The organism is Stenotrophomonas sp. PUT21, assembly GCF_052232875.1.
Taxonomy (GTDB): Bacteria; Pseudomonadota; Gammaproteobacteria; order Xanthomonadales; family Xanthomonadaceae; genus Stenotrophomonas; species Stenotrophomonas maltophilia_N.
In genome coordinates this window covers 4,388,368-4,407,178 of sequence record NZ_CP197645.1, presented here as the reverse complement: position 1 = coordinate 4,407,178, position 18,811 = coordinate 4,388,368, and the positions used below count along the sequence as shown (strand labels likewise).

Here is an 18,811-nt window from a genome sequence, read left to right as displayed (position 1 = left end):
TTTCCGTCAACACCTTCTTTCGAAGAAGTTGAAGTCCTGTTCCTTCGCGGTTGCCGCCTTGCGGCGGCCCCTGCGTCGGGGGAGGGAAAGTATGTCCCTATCGGGGTCGTTTGTGAAGGGGGTAGACGACATTTTTTCACGTCGCCTCCCTCCCATTCATGCTGGAAGGGGTCCGGATCGCCCGAACCCCTTGTGCCGCTTAGGCCGCGACCAGCAACACGCGTGCGAAGGTGCGCTTGCCGACCTGCAGCAGGCCTTCAAAACCGGGCACGAACACCTGCTGGGCGTCGTCCACCACCTCGCCATCGACCTTCACCGCACGCTCTTTGAGCTTGCGCGACGCCTCGGAGTTGCTCGGGGTGAGGCCGGCAGCGGTCAGCAGCGCACCAATACGCAGGCCTTCGGCCGGAATGGACACTTCCTGCAACGGCAGCAGGGTCACATCGCCCTGCCCGGTCACCGCGGCATTCCAGCCGGCGATGGCCTGCTCGGCCGCGGCGGCATCATGGAAGCGGGTGGTCAGCTCACGCGCCAGGCGCAGCTTCACCTCACGCGGGTTCAGCCCGCCCGCCTCGACCTGCCCGCGCAGGGCCTTGGCCTCGGCCTGGCTGATATCAAAGGAGAGCAGCTCGATCCAGCGCCACATCAGGTCGTCGCCGATCTTCATGGTCTTGGTGACGATGTCGATGGCCGGCTCGCTGATCCCAATATAGTTGTTGAGCGACTTGGACATCTTGGCCACGCCGTCCAGGCCTTCCAGCAGCGGCATGGTCAGCACGATCTGCGGCTTCTGCCCGTAGTGCTCCTGCAGGCCACGGCCCATCAGCAGGTTGAACTTCTGATCGGTACCGCCCAGTTCGACGTCCGCTTCCAGCGCGACCGAGTCATAGCCCTGCACCAGCGGGTACAGGAACTCATGCAGCGCGATGGACTGCTGGGCGGCATAGCGCTTGGCGAAGTCGTCGCGCTCGAGCATGCGCGCCACGGTGTGCTGGCCGGCCAGGCGGATCATGTCCGCGGCGGCCATCTTGCCGAACCATTCCGAATTGAAGCGCACTTCGGTCTTTTCGCGGTCCAGCACCTTGAAGACCTGGTCTTCATAGGTACGCGCGTTGGCGAGCACATCTTCCTTGGTGAGCGGCTTGCGGGTGACGTTCTTGCCGGACGGGTCGCCGATCATCCCGGTGAAGTCGCCGATGAGGAAGATCACCTGGTGGCCCAGGTCCTGGAACTGGCGCAGCTTGTTCAGCAGCACGGTATGGCCCAGGTGCAGGTCCGGGGCGGTGGGGTCGAAGCCGGCCTTGACCCGCAGCGGACGGCCGCTTTCCAGACGCTGGCGCAGTTCGTCGGATTTGAGGATCTCATCGGCGCCTCGCCCGATCAGGGCAATGGCTTCTTCAATCGAGGACACGTGACAACTCCCGGCAATGCCTTATTTATATGAATGACGTTAAGTACAAGTTAACCGCAGGTGCTTCACAAAAACCAATAGGCACAAGGGTTTGACGCGGTATTTATACCTGTCTATGTTACCGACGTTTGGGCCCGCGCTCCCGGGCCAGCCAGGAACAGACCGACGATGCTCAATTCCGATCAAGGCCGCGCGCGCAAGCAGCGCTTCAAGGAACGTCTCCACGTCCTCCACGACACCGCCCTCCATCGGAAGCTCAAACAGCATCTTCCCGCGGCCTTCAACCAGCGCTGGACCCGCCGCCACTGGATGCACGCCAGCCTGTTCGCCACCATCGGCGCCCTGGTGGCCACGATCGTCCCCGGCTTCTCGCACACCATCGATTCGCCCTACTCGGTCAGCCATTCGACCCTGGCGCTGCCGTTGCCGCCGCTGTCGCTGGAGCGCCAGCAGCAGACCCCGGGCGACAGCTGGCAGGTGCTGCGCGTGCAGCGCGGCCAGACCCTGAGCAATCTGTTCGACCAGGCCGGCATCCCGGCCACCGTGATGCACCAGGTGCTGGAGCACCCGGGTGTGCGCGACTCGCTGACCAAGCTGCGCCCCGGCGCGGAGATCGCCTTCGACCTGCCGCTGTCCGGTGAGTTGCGCACGATCCGCTTCGACCGCGATGCCGACAACCGCGTCGAGCTGTCCCTGGCCGGCGACAAGATCACCGAGACGGTGAGCAAGCGTGAGACCTCGACCCGCCGTGTGGTCGCCAGTGGCGAGATCACCAGCTCGCTGTATGCCGCCGCCCGCAAGGCCGGGCTGTCGCCCTCGGCGATCGCGACGATGACCGACGAGATCTTCAAGTACGACATCGACTTCTCCAAGGACCTGCAGCCGGGCGACCGTTTCAGCGTGGTGATGGATGAGACCTGGCGCGAAGGCGAGAAGGTCGACACCAGCAAGATCCTCGCGGCGACCTTCAGCTCGGGCGGCAAGACCTACAGCGGCTTCCGCTTCGACCGCAACGGCAAGTCCGAATACTTCGACGCCAGCGGCCGGCCGCTGAAGAAGAGCTTCATCCGCATGCCGATCCAGTTCGCGCGCCTGAGTTCGAGCTTCGGCGCGCGCAAGCACCCGGTGCTGGGCAAGATGCGCATGCACAAAGGTGTGGACTACGCCGCGCGCACCGGCACCCCGATCATGGCCGCCGGCGATGCCCGCGTGCAGTTCGCCGGCGTGCAGCGCGGCTACGGCAACGTGGTGATCCTCGACCACGGCCGCGGCCACACCACGCTGTACGGCCACATGTCGCGCTTTGGCAGCATCAAGACCGGCCAGCGCGTGGCCCAGGGCACGGTGATCGGCTACGTCGGCTCGACCGGCATGGCCACTGGCCCGCACCTGCACTACGAATTCCGCGTCAACGGCGTGCACCGCAACCCGCTGTCGGTGACGATGCCGCCGCCGGAGCCGCTGCAGGGCGCCGAGCTGGCCGCCTTCCGTGCGCAGACCGCGCCGGCATTGGCGCGCATCCAGGGCATGGAGAAGCTGATCTACGCCGATGCCAGCCCGGCACCGGATGCGAAGGCCGCTGATACCGCCACGGCGAAGGCCGGCAAGCCGGCCAAGTCCAACCGCGGCTGATCGCATCGATTGACGGCGGCAACGGGTTGCGCGGAAGCTGCACGCAACCCGTTGGACCGCCTGGCCATGACCTCTGCTGTTGATCCCACTACCCCGCTCTACCTGGGCCTGATGTCCGGCACCAGCGCCGACGGCATCGATGCCGCGCTGGTGCAGTTCCCCGCCGAGGGCGGTTGCCGCTTTGTCGACGGCCTCACCCACGCATGGGATCCGGCGATCCGCGCCGAGCTGATCGCCCTGGGCGAAGGCGGGACCATCACCTCACTGGACGCACTCGGCCGGCTCGATGCCCAGGTCGGGATCACGTTCGCCGCAGCCGCAAACCGGCTGCTGGACAGCGCGCGCATCGACCGCGGCCAGGTGCACGCGATCGGTTCGCACGGGCAGACCGTGCGCCATCGGCCGCTGGCTGATCCCGCCTTCACGATGCAGATCGGCGACGCCAACCGCATCGCCGAACTGACCGACATCACCACCGTGGCCGATTTCCGCCGCCGCGATGTGGCCGCCGGCGGCCATGGCGCGCCGCTGATGCCGGCCTTCCACCTGGCGATGCTGGGCGACAGCGACGAAGACCGCGCCGTGCTCAATCTGGGCGGCATCGGCAATCTCACCCTGATCCCGCGCCAGGGCACACCGCGCGGCTTCGACACCGGCCCGGCCAATGCGCTGATGGATGCCTGGTGCCAGCGCCATCGCGGCGAACCGTTCGATGCCGATGGGGCGTTCGCAGCCAGCGGCCAGGTCGATGCGGCGTTGCTGGCGCGCTGGCTGGCCGATCCGTGGTTCGCGCTGCCGCCGCCCAAGAGTACCGGGCGCGAGCAGTTCCACCTGGATTGGGCGCAGGCGCAGCTGGGTGAGGGGCAGGTGTCCGGCGCGGATGTACAGGCGACCCTGCTGGAACTGACCGCCGCGACCGTGGCCGATGCGCTGTTAGCGCACCTGCCGGGCGCGAAGCGGATCCTGGTCTGCGGCGGTGGCGTGCGCAATCCGCAGCTGCTGCGGCGCCTGCGTGCGCGGCTGCCGGGCGTGGTGATCGAGTCCAGCGCGGTGCACGGGCTGGATCCGGATTATCTGGAGGCGATGGGGTTTGCGTGGCTGGCGCAGCGCACGCTGGCGGGGTTGCCGGGCAATCTGCCGAGCGTGAGTGGCGCGCGGGGACCGCGGATTCTGGGGGCGATCCACCCCGCCTGAGGGGCGTGGTGCCGGGCGCCGCGTGCGGCGGTGATTGCCGATGCGCGGCTCGGCGGGTGCCGCCGTTACAGCCCCTGCGCGTCCGGCAGCGCCTGCAGGGCGGCGATCGCATCGGCGAGCGCATCGACTTCAGGATCGTGGAAGCCACTGCGGACCTCCAGTTCGCTGGCGAACAGGCCCTGTTCCAGCAGCGCCACGCAGGTGTCCTCGCGGGTCCAGCCGCGCGCCACCGCGATCCGGCGGATACGTTCCAGCAACAGCGGGTCCACATCCCGCAGCAGTAGATCAGCCATCGTTTTCCCCGTTGGCGCGCCGCCCTCCCCGCGGCGGCTCTGCCGGCATGATCCATCAGGCTCTGCCGGCACGCAAACCACTCAGGCCGTGCTGCGGTCCCGGATCCGTGGCCACAGCCAGATCAGCAGCAGCAGGGTCGGGATGACCGTGGTGGCGCTGAGGATGAAGAAGGTGCTGTAGGAGCTCGCCTCCACGATGTAACCGGAGACGCCGCCGACGAACTTGCCCGGCAGGTTGGCCAGCGAGACCAGCAGCGCGTACTGGGTGGCGGTGAAGTTGCGGTCGGTCAGCGAGGACATGAAGGCGACCAGCACCGTGCCGGCGAAGCCCTGGAACAGGTTGTCCGCACTCAGCGCCGCATAGAACGCCCACAGCTGGCCCGGGTTGTGCGCCATCAGCAGGAACGCCAGGTTGGACAGTGCCACGCCCAGCGCGGCGACCAGCAGCATGCGGCGGAAGCCGAATGCAGCCACCGCGATGCCGCCAAGGAAGGCACCGCCGATGCCCATCCACACGCCAAAGAGCTTGGAGACGGTGGCGATGTCGGCCTTGGTGAAGCCCGAATCCAGGTAGAACGGACCGGCCATCACTCCGATCACCTGATCCGGGAACTTGTAGAGCCCGACGAAGGCCAGCAGCACCAGCGCCAGCACCACGCCATTGGTGCTGAAGAAGCTGGCGATCGGCTGCCAGAAGGCCCCGAAGAAATCGATCCGGCGCTGGATGCGCACTTCCGGCTGTTCCGGCTCGCGGCACAACAGCGTGGTGATGATCGGCAGGATCATCAACGCGGCCATGGCCAGGTAGGCCACGATCCAGCTCTCGAACTGCGCCAGGTACAACGCGCCCGCGCCGGCCAGGATCAGGCCGATGCGATAGCCCAGCGTATAGGTCGCGGCCAGCGCCGCCTGGGCGCTCTCCGGTGCGATCTCGATGCGGTAGGCATCGACCACCGAATCCTGGGTGGCGCCGGCGAACGAGGCCACCAGCACCCACAGCACCAGCGGGGTGACGCCGAGCTCGGGGCGGACGAAAGCCAGCGCGAACAGCCCGCCGGTTACGCCGATCTGCGAGGCCAGCAGCCACGAGCGGCGGCGGCCGAGGAAGCCGATCAGCGGGAACGCGTAGCGGTCGATCAGCGGCGCCCAGACGAACTTCATCAGATAGAAGAAGCTGGCCAGGCTGATCAGCCCGATGCTGCCCAGGTCCAGGCCGACATCCCGCAGGCGCGTAGACAGGGTCTGCGAGGCGATCAGCAGGAACGGCAGGCCGCTGCCGAAGCCCAGGAAGGCCATCGTCAGCGCCGAGGGCGTACCGAAGGCGCGCTTGATCCCGGCCCAGCCCTTGTAGGACACCGGCTCGACCGCTTCGGTCATGGGGCGTAGTCCACCGTGAACGGCGCATGGTCGGAGAAGCGCTCATCGCGGTACACCGAGCAGCTGCGCAGGCGGTCACGCAGGCCCGGGCTGACGAACTGGTAATCGATGCGCCAGCCGACATTGTTGGCGCGCGCCTGGCCGCGGTTGCTCCACCAGGTGTAGTCCTCGCCCTGCGGGTGCAGCAGGCGGTAGGCATCCGTCCAGCCCTGGCCGGCGGCGATGTCCAGCGCCTGGTCGGCGTCCACGCACTGGCCGTTGAGCCAGTCGCGTTCGGGCGGCAGGCAACCGGAGTTCTTCTGGTTGGATTTCCAGTTCTTGATGTCCAGCGCGGACCGCACGATGTTCCAGTCGCCGCACAGCACGTAGTCGCGGCCGCTGGCCAGCCAGCCGGCCAGGATCGGGCGCAGCCACTCCATGACCTCGTACTTGAACCCCTGGCGCAGATCGCCCGAGCTGCCCGAGGGGATATAGAAGGAGACCACGCTGAGGTTGCCGTAGCGGGCCTCGATGTAGCGGCCTTCATCGTCGAACGGGGCCCAGCCCAGCGAGGTGATCACCTGGTCCGGCTCGCGCTTGCTGTAGATCGCCACGCCGCTGTAGCCCTTCTTGGTGATGGCGTCGCGGTAGAAGCAGTGGTGGCCGTCCGGGCGGAACATCGGGTCGGTCAGCTGGTCTTCCTGGGCCTTGGTTTCCTGGATGCACAGGACGTCGGCGTCCTGGGCGCGGAACCACTCGAGAAAGCCTTTGGTGGCGGCGGAACGGATGCCGTTGGCGTTGAAACTGATGATGCGCATGCTGACCCGGGTCTGGAACGATACCCGCAAGAGCATACCGTTTCGGCCCTTGCAGGGGCTGGCTGGAAACGGACGGTGGTACCACCCGCGGGCAGCTGACGATGCCGTCTCGCCAACCCGTGCGACACCGGGCCGCACGTCCCGCCGAGCGGAAAAGTGCGGGCATGCATTAGGATTTGCGCTCCAAATGAATTGAATTGAGTCTTGATGAGCGACCATCGCCACCGTTTCCTGCAACTGGCCCTGACCGCCGATGCCCTGCGTTTCGGCCAGTTCACCCTGAAGTCCGGCCGCCTGAGCCCCTATTTCTTCAACGCCGGCCGGTTCGATTCCGGCGCGCGCATGTCCCAGCTGGCCGCCTGCTACGCCGATGCCGTGGAAGCCACCGGGCTGAAGTTCGACGTCGTGTTCGGCCCGGCCTACAAGGGCATTCCGCTGGCCACCGCGACCGCCTGTGAATTCGCCCAGCGCGGCCGCGACCTGCCGTTGTCGTTCAACCGCAAGGAAGCCAAGGACCACGGCGAAGGCGGCAACCTGATCGGCGCGGACATGAACGGCAAGCGCGTGCTGATCGTCGATGACGTGATCACCGCCGGCACCGCGATCCGCGAAGCGCTGGCGATCATCAAGGGCGCCGGTGGCACCCCGGCCGGCATCGTGGTGGCGCTGGACCGCCAGGAGATCGCCTCGGAAACCGACCGCCGTTCGGCCGCCCAGGCCGTGGCCGAAGAAGCCGGCATTCCGGTGGTCGCCGTGGCCACACTGGCCGACCTGCTTGATTTTGCCTCTGGAAATCCGGAACTTGTCGGCTACCGGCAGCCGCTGGAGGACTATCGTTCCCGCTACGGCAGCCGTCCTACGCGTTGAGAGCAGGGGGCTTTCACCATGTCCAGGTTTGCCACGTTCACCGTTGTCGGCCTGCTGCTGGCCGTGCCGCTGTTGCCTGCCCAGGCGCAGAAGCGCACGGCCGATGCGACGCCGAAGAAGCTGTACTGCTGGAACAAGGGCAGCGAGCGGATCTGCAGTGATGCCCTGCCCCAGGAGGCGGTGAACAGCGCGCGCGAGGAGTTCAACCTGCGCAGCGGCATGCGCAGTGGTGAAGTGCAGCGCGCGTTGACCGACGAAGAGCGCGCCGATGCCGCTGCGCAAGCCGCGCAGCAGCGGCTGGACCTGGCCGCCGAGCAGACCCGCCAGCGCACCGAGCAGGCGATGCTGGCCACGTACGAGAGCGAGGACGATCTGCGCCGGGTGTTCGCCGAGCGCAGTGGCATCCTGGACAACAACATCCATACCGCCAGTTACAACGTGGCCAGCGTGCGTGATGCGCTGGTCACCTTGCTGGCCAGCGCGGGCAACCGCGAGCTGGACGGGCAGCCGGTGCCGGACAAGCAGGCCGAGCGCATCCGCGAGCGGCACGCCGAGCTGGTCGCGCAGCGGCGCATGCAGGCGTCGTTCGAGCAGCAGCGCCGGGCGCTGGATGTGGAGATCGAGAGCACGTTGCAGCGCTATCGGTTGCTCAAAGGTGTGGGGAGCGATCCGCGCGGGTAAGGGCGGAGGTGCGATGGCGTTGAAACGAAGGCGGCCTTGGGGTCGCCTTTTTTTATGCACTTTTTACGCGGGGCGCAGGTTTGGGGCGTGGAGCGTTTATGCCGGGCAGGCAGACCATGAGCGCCTGACGTGGAGTGGTTCCACCTGGACGTCCCATGAGCCCGTATCTGCCTGTCTTCCCCGCCGGTGCCCCGTGCACCGGGTGCCCCCTTTCCCGCGTTTGAGGCCACGACCATGTCTGCCTGGCTTTCCCTGCTGTGCGGCGTGCTGGTGCTCGTTGCCGCCGCCTACCTGCTGTACGTCGTGCTTCGGCCCGAAACCTTCTGACCGGAGCTGACCATGACCGAGATCCTGTTGATCCTGCTGGCCAGCATCGTGCTGGCCTTTCCGCTTGGGCTGTACCTGGCCCGGGTGATGCGCGGTGGCCCGATGCGCGGCGACGCGCTGTTCGGGTGGATTGAAAAACCGCTGTACCGGCTGCTCGGGGTCAACCCGGCGCGCGGCATGTCCTGGCGCGGCTACGTGGGTGCCTTCCTGCTCAGCAACGTGGTGATCGCGGTGCTGGTGCAGGCGGTCTTCATGACCCAGGCCTGGCTGCCGTTCAATCCCGACCAGATCCCCAACATGCGCTGGGATACCGCGCTGCACACGATGGTGTCCTTCCTGACCAACACCAACCAGCAGCACTATTCCGGTCAGGCGCAGCTGTCCTACTTCTCGCAGATGACCGCGATCACCGGGCTGCAGGTGGTGACGCCGATGATGGGCCTGGCGCTGGTGGTGGCCACCCTGCGTGCGCTGTTCGGCGCGCGCCCCGAGGATGTGCCGGCCGACCAGGCCGCGCTGCTCAGTGCGGACCGCCGTGTCGATGTGGGTAATTACTACGCCGACGTGGTGCGCTCGTGCGTGCGCTTCATGCTGCCGCTGTGCCTGCTGTGGGCGGTACTGCTGACCAGCCAGGGGGTGCCCTCGACGCTCGCCGGCGGTCCGCAGGCGACGCCGATCGATGCCGCCGCCGGCATGGAGACGCAGAAGCTGCCGCTCGGCCCGGTCGCGGCGATGGTCGCGGCCAAGCAGCTGGGCACCAACGGCGGTGGCTGGTACGGCCCCAACAGCGCGATGCCGCTGGAGAACCCGACCCCACTGTCCAACGCGCTGGAACTGATCGGCATCCTGCTGATCCCGATCGCGGTGATTTTCATGCTCGGCGCCTTCACCGGGCGCAAGCGCCTGGCCGGGCTGGTGTTCGGCTGCATGCTGGCGATGTCCAGCGTGTCGATCGCCGCCACGGTGTGGCTGGAAGGTCACTCGGCCACAGCGGCCAGTCCGCTGCTGATGGAGGGCAAGGAAGTGCGCTTCGGTGCCGATGGCACGGGCTTGTGGGCGGCGATCACCACGCAGGTGTCCAACGGTTCGGTCAACGGCATGCATGACTCGCTCAGCCCGCTGGCCGGCGCCGTGCCGATGGTCAACATGCTGGTCAACGCGATCTGGGGCGGCATCGGCTGCGGCCTGCAGCAGTTCATCGTGTACCTGCTGCTGGGCGTGTTCCTGGCCGGCCTGATGACCGGCCGCACCCCGGAACTGTTCGGCCGCAAGCTGGAGACGCCGCAGGTGCGCCTGCTCGCGCTGCTGGTGCTGCTGCAGCCGATCACCATCCTGGGCTTCACCGCGCTGACCCTGGCGATCCCGTCGATCACCGGCACCTCCAATCCCGGCTTCCACGGCATCAGCCAGGTGTTCTACGAGTACACCTCGGCGTTTGCCAACAACGGCTCGGGCTTTGAAGGCCTCGGCGATGCCACGGTGTGGTGGAACCTGAGCTGCACCCTGGTGCTGCTGCTGGGCCGCTACCCGGTGCTGGTGATCCCGTTGATCGTTGCCGCGCAGCTGGCGGCCAAGCGGCGGGCGCCGGAATCGGCCGGCACGCTGCAGATCGAAACCCCGACCTTCGCGCTGACCCTGATCGCGCTGATCGTCATCCTCACCGTATTGCAGTTCATGCCGGCACTGGTCCTTGGCCCGGTGGCCGACCACCTGTCGCTGACGCTGCACTGAGACCGCCGCCCATGAGTACGTATCCGTTGAACGTTTCTTCCCACCGCCGCCAGCGCCTGCTGGATGGCGCCGGCTGGCGCCGTGCCCTGCGCGATGCCGTGATCAAGCTCTCGCCGCGGCATCTGCTGCACAGCCCGGTGATGGCCGTGGTGATGGTCGGCACGGTGGTCAGCGCGCTGGTCACGCTGACCGGCAATGCGCCGCTGGGCTTCGGCCTGGCGGTCACCGCGATCCTGCTGCTGACGGTGCTGTTCGGCAACTTTGCCGAGGCCGTCGCCGAAGCGCGCGGCCGGGGCCAGGCCGCCTCGCTGCGGCGTGCGCGCCAGGACCTCAGCGCGCGGCGGTTGGCCGCCGCGCATGCCGGGGCCAGCGAGACCCAGGTCCCGGCCGCCGAACTTCGCCCGGGCGACCATGTGATCGTCAGTGCCGGGGAGCTGATCCCGGCCGATGGCGAGATCGTGCAGGGCCTGGCGACCATCAACGAAGCGGCGGTGACCGGTGAATCGGCCCCCGTGCTGCGTGAAGCGGGTACCGACCGCAGCGGCGTGATCGGCGGCACCAAGGTGCTCTCCGACCAGATCATCGTGCGCATCACCGCCGAGCCGGGCCACAGCTTCCTGGACCGGATGATCGCCCTGGTGGAAGGCGCGAACCGCCAGAAGACCCCGAACGAGGTTGCCCTGACCCTGCTGCTGGCGGCGATGACGCTGACCTTCCTGGTGGTGGTGGCCACACTGCCGGCGATCGGCGCATTCGTCGGCGTGCAGGTCGATCCGCTGCTGCTGATCGCGCTGCTGGTGTGCCTGATCCCGACCACCATCGGCGGGTTGCTGCCGGCCATCGGCATCGCCGGCATGAACCGTGCGCTGGCTGCCAACGTGCTGGCCAAATCCGGCAAGGCGGTGGAAGTGGCCGGCGATGTGGACGTGCTGCTGCTCGACAAAACCGGCACCATCACCCATGGCGACCGCCAGGCCACGCACTTCCATGCGCTGGCGGGGATTGATGCCACGCAGCTGCGCGAAGCAGCGCTGCTGTCCTCGCTGGCCGACCCGACGCCGGAAGGCAAATCGGTCGTACGTCTCGCGCGTGAGCAGGGCTGCACCACCGCCGAGCCGGAGCGTGCGGACTATCTCGCGTTCTCTGCGCAGACCCGCATGTCCGGTGTGGATCTGGACGGCGGCCGCCGCATCCGCAAGGGTGCGTCCGATGCGATCACCGCCTATGTGCGTGAGCTGGGCGGCACCGTACCGTCGGAGCTGCCGGGCCGCGTGGAGCAGGTGGCGCGCAACGGTGCCACCCCGCTGGTGGTGTGCGAAGGCCGCCATGTGCTGGGCGTGATCGAGCTGTCAGACGTGGTCAAGCACGGCATGCGCGAGAAGTTCGCGCAGCTGCGCGCGATGGGCATCCGCACGGTGATGATCACCGGCGACAACCCGCTGACCGCCGCGGCAATCGCCGCCGAGGCAGGCGTGGACGACTACATCGCCGAGGCCCGCCCCGAAGACAAGCTCGCGCGCATCCGTGCCGAGCAGGCCTGCGGGCGGCTGGTGGCGATGGTCGGCGACGGCACCAACGATGCGCCGGCGCTGGCCCAGGCCGACATCGGGCTGGCGATGAACTCCGGCACGCAGGCCGCGAAGGAAGCCGGCAACATGGTCGATCTGGATTCGGATCCGGCCAAGCTGCTGGCGGTGGTGGAAGTGGGCAAGCAGCAGCTGATCACCCGCGGTGCGCTGACCACGTTCTCGCTGGCCAACGATGTCTCCAAGTACTTCGCGATCCTGCCGGCGCTGTTCGCCTCGACCCTGCCGGCGATGCCGGCGTTGAACGTGATGCACCTGTCCAGCCCGCGCAATGCGGTGCTGGCGGCGCTGATCTTCAACGCACTGGTGATCCCGGCACTGATCCCGCTGGCGTTGCGCGGGGTGCGTTTCCGCCCGGCCACGGCGACCGCACTGCTGCGCCGGAACATGCTGGTGTACGGCCTGGGTGGCGTGCTGCTGCCATTTGCGGCCATCAAATTGATCGACCTCTTCCTTGTCTCGGTGTTCGGCGCATGAACCGCTCGCTAGCTGCTTCTGTTCCCCGTTCGGCGCGCAGTCGCGCGGCCGCCTCCCTCCACCTGCAGCAGGACAGCGCCTGGCGCCCGGCCCTCGTGCTCGGCGTGAGCAGCCTGCTGCTGCTCGGCCTGGCCTATGCAGTGGCCACGACCAGCGTGAGCCGGCTGCTGTTCCCGGCGCAGGCCGATGGCAGCCTGCTGATCCGCGACGGGCAGGTGCGTGGCTCGCAGCTGATCGCCCAGCCGTTCGTCGGCGATGGCTACTTCCAGGCGCGGCCCTCGGCGGCCAACTACGACCCAATGGCCGCGGCCGGCAGCAACCTGGCGCGCACCAATCCGGCGCTGCAGGAACGGGTGCAGGCGGCGATCACTGCGGTGGCCGCACGCGAAGGCGTGCCTGCTGCGCAGGTGCCCGCCGATCTGGTGACCCAGTCCGGCGCCGGCATGGACCCGGAGATCTCCCCGGCCGCCGCGCAGGTGCAGATCGCCCGTGTGGCACGCAGCCGTGGCCTGCCTGTCGAGCGTGTCAGCGCCCTGGTGCAGGCCCACACGCTGGGCCCGCAATGGGGCGTGTTCGGCCAGCCGCGGGTCAACGTGATGACCCTGAACGTCGCGCTGGACGCGCAGCAGGGCACTGCCCGGCTGTACGGCATGCCTTGATGCGCTGCGCACCATCCCGGGCGCACAATCCCTGCCCATGAGCGACTCCCGAACCCGCCAGGCCGATGCCCTGGTCGACACCCTCCAGCGCGAGGCCGGCGGCAAGCTCACCGTATTCCTGGGCGCGGCGCCCGGCGTGGGCAAGACCTTCAGCATGCTCACCCGCGCGCATGAGCAGCTGCGCCGCGGTGTGGATGTAGTGATCGGGCTGGTGGAAACCCACGGCCGCGCCGAGACCTCGGCGCTGCTGGCGGGCCTGCCGCAGGTGCCACTGCTGCAGCGCGAGTACCAGCAGCACGCACTGGAAGAAATGGACCTGGATGCGGTGCTCGCACGTCGCCCCGCCCTGGTGCTGGTGGACGAGCTGGCCCACCGCAATGTGCCCGGCAGCCGCCACGAACGGCGCTGGCAGGATGTGATGGAGCTGCTCGATGCCGGCATCGATGTGTGGACCACGGTCAACATCCAGCATCTGGAAAGCCTCAACGACGTGGTCATGCGCATCACCGGCGTGCGGGTCAGCGAGACCGTGCCCGATGCGGTGCTCGACCGCCTGCACGACATCGTGCTGGTGGACCTGCCGCCGCGCGAGCTGATCGAGCGCCTGCAGCAGGGCAAGGTCTATGTGCCCGAGCAGGCCGCGCAGGCGCTGCAGGCATTTTTCTCGCCGGCCAACCTGACCGCACTGCGCGAATTGGCGATGCAGGAAGCCGCCGACCGCGTGGACAGCAGCCTGCGCGAGACCCGTGCCGCGCGCGGCGAAGGCAACCTGCCGCTGCGCCGCCGTGTGCTGGTGGCGATCGATGGCGGCGGCCAGAGCGAATACCTGGTGCGGGTCGGCCGTCGCATCGCCGAGCGCCGCGATGCGCCGTGGACGGTGGTGACCGTGCAGACGCGCGCGCATGACGAGCAGACCCGGCGCGAAATCGATGCCGCCTTTGCTCTTGCCCGCCGCCTCGGTGGCGAGGCCGAACTGCTGCATGGCTCCAGCATCGCCGATGCGCTGCTTGACCATGCCGCGCACAACGGCGTGTCCACGCTGGTGCTGGGCCGCACGCGCGAGCGGCCGCTGGCGCGCATGCTCAACCGCACGCTGACCCAGCAGCTCATCCGGCGTGGTGCGCATTTCGAGATCACCATCATCGGCACGCCGCAGGCACGGGCGCGGGCGCGCCGGTCCGGGTTGTCGATGCCCAGCCGCAGCGCCGGCAAGGATGCGCTGCTGGCGCTCGGCGCCACCGCGGCGGCCTGCCTGGTGGCGCTGGTCGCCGAGCGCTGGATCGGGCTGTACGACCTGTCGATGGTGTTCATCGTGGCGGTGGTGATGGTCGCCGCGCGCAGCCGTACCAGCGCGGCGGTGATCGCAGCAGCGCTGTGCTTCCTGGCCTACAACTTCTTCTTCATCGCACCGCGCTTCACCTTTGCGATCAGCGCGCGCCAGGGCGTGATCACGGTCTTCCTGTTCCTTGCGGCGGCACTGGTTGCCGGGCGGTTGGCCTCGCGCCTGCGCATGCAGGTGGTGGCGTTGCGCGCGGCCAACCGGCACGCGCATGCGCGCCAGGCCCTGGGCCGGCAACTGGCCAGTGCGCCCAGCAACGAGCAGGTGGCGCAGGCCGGCCGCGAGGCGCTGGAACAGGCGATGGACGCCCCAGCATGGCTGCGCATCGGGCAGTACACCAGTGCCAGCGGCAGCGCCGCACCGGGCGACACCGATCTGGCCGCGGCCGACTGGGCGCACCGGCATGGCCAGCCCAGCGGCCGCTTCACCGATACCCTGGCCGGTGCAGGCTGGTGGTTCCTGCCGCTGCTGGATGGCGACGACCGGGCGATCGGCGTGGCCGGCATGCGCTTCCCGCGCGAGGCGCCGCGGCTGACGCCGGAGCAGCGGCAACTGGCCGAGGCGATGGTGGACGACATCGCCCAGGCCGCGCTGCGCACCCAGCTGGTGGCCGACCTGGAAAAGGCGCATGTCAGCAACGAGACCGAGCGGCTGCGCTCGGCGTTGCTGTCGTCGGTCTCGCATGACCTGCGCTCGCCGCTGGCGGCGATGATCGGCTCGGCCGACAGCCTCTCCAGCTACGCCGATGCGATGGACGCCAGCGACCGGCGCGCCCTGCTCGATACCATCCTGGTGGAAGGCGAGCGCCTGGACCGTTATATCCAGAACCTGCTGGACATGACCCGGCTCGGCCATGACGGGCTGCAGATCAACCGCGACTGGATCGGCGTGGACGAACTGGTCGGCTCGGCCGCGCGCCGCCTGCAGCGCTATCAGCCCGATGTGCTGCTGAAGCTGGATATTCCCGCTGAGCTGGCGCCGATCTGGGTGCATCCGGCGCTGGTCGAGCAGGCCGTGTTCAACGTGATGGAGAACGCGGCCAAATTCTCCCCGCCCGGTGCGGCGGTGGAGGTGCAGGCGCGGCTGGTCGAGGGCGAGCTGCGCATCGACGTGCTTGACGCCGGCCCTGGCATTCCCGATGACGAGCGCGCGCGCATCTTCGACATGTTCTACAGCGTGGAGCGCGGCGATCGCGGCCGGCATGGCACCGGGCTGGGCCTGACCATCTGCCAGGGCATGATCGGCGCGCATGGCGGCAGTGTGCAGGCGCTGCCGGGCCGCGACGGACGCGGTACCCTGATCCGCATCACCCTGCCCTTGCTGCACCCCCATCCTGCCGATGACAACGACGATTCCTGAGGCTTCCCACGGCGTGCCCCCGGCGCGCGTGCTGGTGATCGACGATGAAGCGCAGATCCGGCGCTTCCTGGAGATCAGCCTGCGCGCGCAGGGCTATCGCGTGTCCCAGGCCGCGACCGGTCAGGCCGGACTGGAAGCCCTGGTCGGTGAAGGGGCCGATCTGGTGATCCTGGATATCGGCCTGCCCGACATGGAAGGCCATGACGTGCTGGGCGAGCTGCGCCAGTGGAGCCAGGTGCCGGTGATCATGCTGACCGTGCGCGCCAGCGAGACCGAGAAGGTGCGGGCGCTGGATGCCGGCGCCAACGACTACGTGACCAAGCCGTTCGGCACGCAGGAACTGATGGCGCGCGTGCGGGCGCTGCTGCGCTCGCGCACGGTGTCCAGCGAGGGCGTGCTGCCGCAGTTCGACGACGGGCACCTGCATATCGACCTGGTGCGGCGCGAAGTGACGCTGGACGGTGCGGCGGTGGCATTGACGCGCAAGGAATATGCGCTGTTGTCGCTGCTGCTGCGCAATGCCGGGCGGGTGGTGACCCAGCCGCAGATCCTGCAGGAGATCTGGGGGCCGACCCACCAGCACGACACGCATTACCTGCGGATTCTGGTCGGCAAGCTGCGCCACAAGCTGGGCGATTCGGCGCTGGATTCGCGCTATCTGTTCACCGAGCCGGGCGTGGGCCTGCGCTTCAAGGGGTAGGTACCGACCGCTGGCCGGTACCCACGCCGATCAGAAGCCCAGTTCCACACCCGGCAGCAGCGGCTGCAGCTGCGCGCGGAACAGTGCCTTGATGCGCTCCAGCGCCGCCTCGTCATCGGCCTCGAAGCGCAGCACCAGCACCGGTGTCGTGTTCGATGCGCGCACCAGACCCCAGCCATCAGGGAAGTCGGCACGCAGGCCATCGATGGTGGACAGGCGGGCGCCGGCGAACGGCGAGTCCTCCACCTGCACCGAAGAAATGAACAACGACACCAGCGCGTGCGGCGTGCCCGCGTCCACCGGCACCTTCAGCTCCGGAGTGGAGATGCTGTCGGGCAGTTCGTCGAGCACCTCCGAAGGCGTCTCGTCCCGCTGGGCCAGAATCTCCAGCAGGCGTGCGGCGGCGTACAGGCCATCGTCGAAGCCGAACCAGCGCTCCTTGAAGAAGAAGTGCCCGCTCATCTCGCCCGCCAGCTCGGCGTCGGTTTCGCGCATCTTGGCCTTCATCAGCGAATGGCCGGTCTTCCACATCAGCGGGCTGCCACCGTTGCGCAGCACGTAGTCGGACAGCTTGCCGCTGCACTTCACGTCGTAGATCACCAGGGCGCCCGGGTTGCGCATCAGTACGTCGGCCGCGAACAGCATCAGCAGGCGATCGGCGTAGATGATCTTCCCTTCGCGGGTGACCACGCCAAGGCGGTCGCCATCGCCATCGAAGGCCAGGCCGATATCCGCGTCGAAGCGCTTCACGGTCTGGATCAGGTCTTCCAGGTTGTGCGGATCGCTCGGGTCCGGATGGTGGTTCGGGAAGCTGCCATCCACATCGCAGTACAGCGGAATGACTTCGGCACCGATCGCTTCCAGCAGCGGCTGGGCCAGCTCGCCGGCCACGCCATTGCCCGCGTCGGCAACCACCTTGAGCGGGCGGTCCAGCTGCACGTCATCGGCGATGCGCTGGATGTAATCGGCGTTGACCTCGCGGGTCTGGAAGCTGCCCGGCTCGGAGGCCACGTGCAGCTGCCCATCGCGGATGCGGTGGTACAGCTCGGTGATCGCATCGCCGGAGAGCGTTTCGCCACCGACCACGATCTTGAAGCCGTTGTAGTCGGGTGGGTTGTGGCTGCCGGTCACCGCCACGCAGCTGCCGGCGCGCAGGTGGTAACTGGCGAAATACACCACCGGGGTCGGCGCCAGGCCGATGTCGGTAACGTTGCAGCCGGCACGGCGCAGGCCTTCGATCAGACCAGCGGTGAGTTCCGGGCCGGACAGCCGGCCATCGCGACCCACCACGATATCGCGCAGGCCCTGGACCTGCAGGACCGAACCGATCGCCTGCCCGATCAGGGCGGCGACCTTGGGGGTCAGCTCGCGGCCGACCACGCCGCGGATGTCGTAGGCACGGAAGATCTCGGCGGCGACGGTTTCGCCCGGCACGGCCGGCGGCGGCGTTGCCGCTGCCGTGTCATCGGTGCGCTCGCTGGCGGTCACCGCGAGCGGGGCCTGGGCCAGGCTTTCGCTCAAGGTCGGGCCGGTGTCGGCGGCACTGTCGGCGGCGCCGCGGCGGCGTGGCAGCGGCACCTTGCCTTTGCCCAGCACCAGCAGCACGGCGATCAGCAGCAGCAATACGGCGACGACCGCGCTGGAGATCGCGCCCAGCCCCAACGGGCCCGGCTCGATGTCCGGCACCGCGGCAGACAGGCGCAGGCCACTGGCGCCGATCGGACGCGCCAGCGCTTCGGCACCGCCGGACAAGGCGCGGCTGCCCTGTTCAACGACGTTGTGGTTGCCTTGGCGCAGCGCGAGGTAACCCTCGCCCGGCACGGCAACCTGGTCGAACACGCCGGTCAGCCGCAGCAGCGGCTGGCGCACATAGACCACGGCCGCCCCCTGCGGGCCAAGCTCCACCGCCGCGGCCAGGCCGAGGCGCTGTCCACCCGCATCGCGCACCACTCGACCGACCGGCTTGTCATCGGCGATGGCGGCTTCGAGCAGCGCCAGGCGCGAGTAGCCGAAGGCCTTGGGATCGGCGTAGGCCGCATCGAGATCGGCGGTGAGGATCTGGACATCTTCCACACCCGGCCAGCCTTCGCGGATGGCGACGGCCGCCCCTTGCGCGTTGCCGCTGGCCAGTGCACTGGCAACGCGCTCGGTCTTGATGATCCTGGCAAGCTTGCCCAGCTGTCCGGTCAGGGCCGTCTGCAGCCCCTCGACCATGCGGTCGCGCGACTGTTCCAGCTCGGCGCCCACCGCTGCCTGGCGCCATTGGCGCACACCACTCCACCCGAACCAGACCGCCAACAGCACCAGCAGCACGGCCAACAGCGGCACCGAGCGCCCTGTCGTGAACCGCGGCCGTCCTTCCGCCTTCGCCTTGCTCATGA

At 68.3% G+C, this 18,811-nt stretch carries 15 protein-coding genes; 10 read left to right on the top strand and 5 right to left on the bottom strand.

Annotated elements, in window-relative coordinates; genetic code table 11:
- Positions 1 to 199 precede the first annotated feature (199 nt).
- The gene (gene tyrS, locus ACTT2I_RS19675; RefSeq protein ID WP_088432339.1) at positions 200 to 1,411 is read right to left on the bottom strand and encodes a tyrosine--tRNA ligase; all 1,212 of its coding nucleotides are present in this window, start codon (positions 1,409 to 1,411) and stop codon (positions 200 to 202) included.
- Positions 1,412 to 1,579: 168 nt separating this feature from the next.
- Between tyrS and ACTT2I_RS19670 the strand changes: the two genes are divergently transcribed.
- Both ACTT2I_RS19670 and ACTT2I_RS19665 read left to right on the top strand, forming a co-directional pair.
- The gene (locus ACTT2I_RS19670; RefSeq protein WP_088432340.1) at positions 1,580 to 3,043 is read left to right on the top strand and encodes a M23 family metallopeptidase; all 1,464 of its coding nucleotides are present in this window, start codon (positions 1,580 to 1,582) and stop codon (positions 3,041 to 3,043) included.
- 66 nt (positions 3,044 to 3,109) lie between these two features.
- On the top strand, positions 3,110 to 4,237 hold the full coding sequence (locus ACTT2I_RS19665; RefSeq protein ID WP_421100161.1) for an anhydro-N-acetylmuramic acid kinase: 1,128 nt from the start codon (positions 3,110 to 3,112) through the stop codon (positions 4,235 to 4,237).
- 65 nt (positions 4,238 to 4,302) lie between these two features.
- Here ACTT2I_RS19665 and ACTT2I_RS19660 read toward each other — a convergent pair whose 3' ends face one another.
- From ACTT2I_RS19660 to ACTT2I_RS19650, 3 genes are all read right to left on the bottom strand, one after another.
- The gene (locus tag ACTT2I_RS19660) at positions 4,303 to 4,530 is read right to left on the bottom strand and encodes a hypothetical protein (RefSeq protein ID WP_293979455.1); all 228 of its coding nucleotides are present in this window, start codon (positions 4,528 to 4,530) and stop codon (positions 4,303 to 4,305) included.
- 81 nt (positions 4,531 to 4,611) lie between these two features.
- Complete coding sequence (locus tag ACTT2I_RS19655; protein WP_293979457.1) at positions 4,612 to 5,907, bottom strand: AmpG family muropeptide MFS transporter; 1,296 nt, start codon at positions 5,905 to 5,907, stop codon at positions 4,612 to 4,614.
- A complete protein-coding gene (locus ACTT2I_RS19650; protein ID WP_019183958.1) occupies positions 5,904 to 6,704 on the bottom strand; it encodes an exodeoxyribonuclease III in 801 nt (266 codons plus the stop codon). Before ACTT2I_RS19650 ends, ACTT2I_RS19655 begins: the two co-directional genes overlap by 4 nt.
- Positions 6,705 to 6,911: 207 nt before the next feature.
- Between ACTT2I_RS19650 and pyrE the strand changes: the two genes are divergently transcribed.
- From pyrE to ACTT2I_RS19610, 8 genes are all read left to right on the top strand, one after another.
- Complete coding sequence (gene pyrE / locus ACTT2I_RS19645) at positions 6,912 to 7,571, top strand: orotate phosphoribosyltransferase (RefSeq protein WP_046272987.1); 660 nt, start codon at positions 6,912 to 6,914, stop codon at positions 7,569 to 7,571.
- 18 nt (positions 7,572 to 7,589) lie between these two features.
- Positions 7,590 to 8,252 (top strand): hypothetical protein, encoded by a 663-nt coding sequence (locus tag ACTT2I_RS19640; RefSeq protein WP_088432341.1) that lies wholly within the window; start codon positions 7,590 to 7,592, stop codon positions 8,250 to 8,252.
- Positions 8,253 to 8,486: 234 nt separating this feature from the next.
- Positions 8,487 to 8,579: a potassium-transporting ATPase subunit F gene (locus ACTT2I_RS19635; protein ID WP_019183961.1), complete on the top strand. Its 93-nt coding sequence runs from the start codon at positions 8,487 to 8,489 to the stop codon at positions 8,577 to 8,579.
- Positions 8,580 to 8,591: 12 nt separating this feature from the next.
- Positions 8,592 to 10,310, top strand: coding sequence for a potassium-transporting ATPase subunit KdpA (gene kdpA, locus ACTT2I_RS19630; protein WP_088432342.1), 1,719 nt, complete (start codon positions 8,592 to 8,594; stop codon positions 10,308 to 10,310).
- Between the two features lie 11 nt (positions 10,311 to 10,321).
- Positions 10,322 to 12,373, top strand: a complete 2,052-nt coding sequence (gene kdpB, locus ACTT2I_RS19625) for a potassium-transporting ATPase subunit KdpB (protein WP_421100160.1) — start codon at positions 10,322 to 10,324, stop codon at positions 12,371 to 12,373.
- A complete protein-coding gene (gene kdpC / locus ACTT2I_RS19620) occupies positions 12,370 to 13,032 on the top strand; it encodes a potassium-transporting ATPase subunit KdpC (RefSeq protein ID WP_421100159.1) in 663 nt (220 codons plus the stop codon). Before kdpB ends, kdpC begins: the two co-directional genes overlap by 4 nt.
- Positions 13,033 to 13,069: 37 nt before the next feature.
- Positions 13,070 to 15,730 carry a sensor histidine kinase gene (locus ACTT2I_RS19615; RefSeq protein WP_088432345.1) on the top strand — a complete coding sequence of 887 codons (2,661 nt, stop codon included), beginning with the start codon at positions 13,070 to 13,072 and terminating at the stop codon, positions 15,728 to 15,730.
- The gene (locus ACTT2I_RS19610; RefSeq protein WP_088432346.1) at positions 15,711 to 16,430 is read left to right on the top strand and encodes a response regulator transcription factor; all 720 of its coding nucleotides are present in this window, start codon (positions 15,711 to 15,713) and stop codon (positions 16,428 to 16,430) included. The genes ACTT2I_RS19615 and ACTT2I_RS19610 overlap by 20 nt, the downstream gene beginning before the upstream one ends.
- A 30-nt stretch (positions 16,431 to 16,460) precedes the next feature.
- On the opposite strand, the gene ACTT2I_RS19605 is transcribed toward ACTT2I_RS19610, so the two are convergent.
- Entirely contained in the window at positions 16,461 to 18,809 is a 2,349-nt protein-coding gene (locus tag ACTT2I_RS19605; RefSeq protein WP_421100158.1) for a phosphomannomutase/phosphoglucomutase, read from the bottom strand.
- Positions 18,810 to 18,811 lie beyond the last annotated feature (2 nt).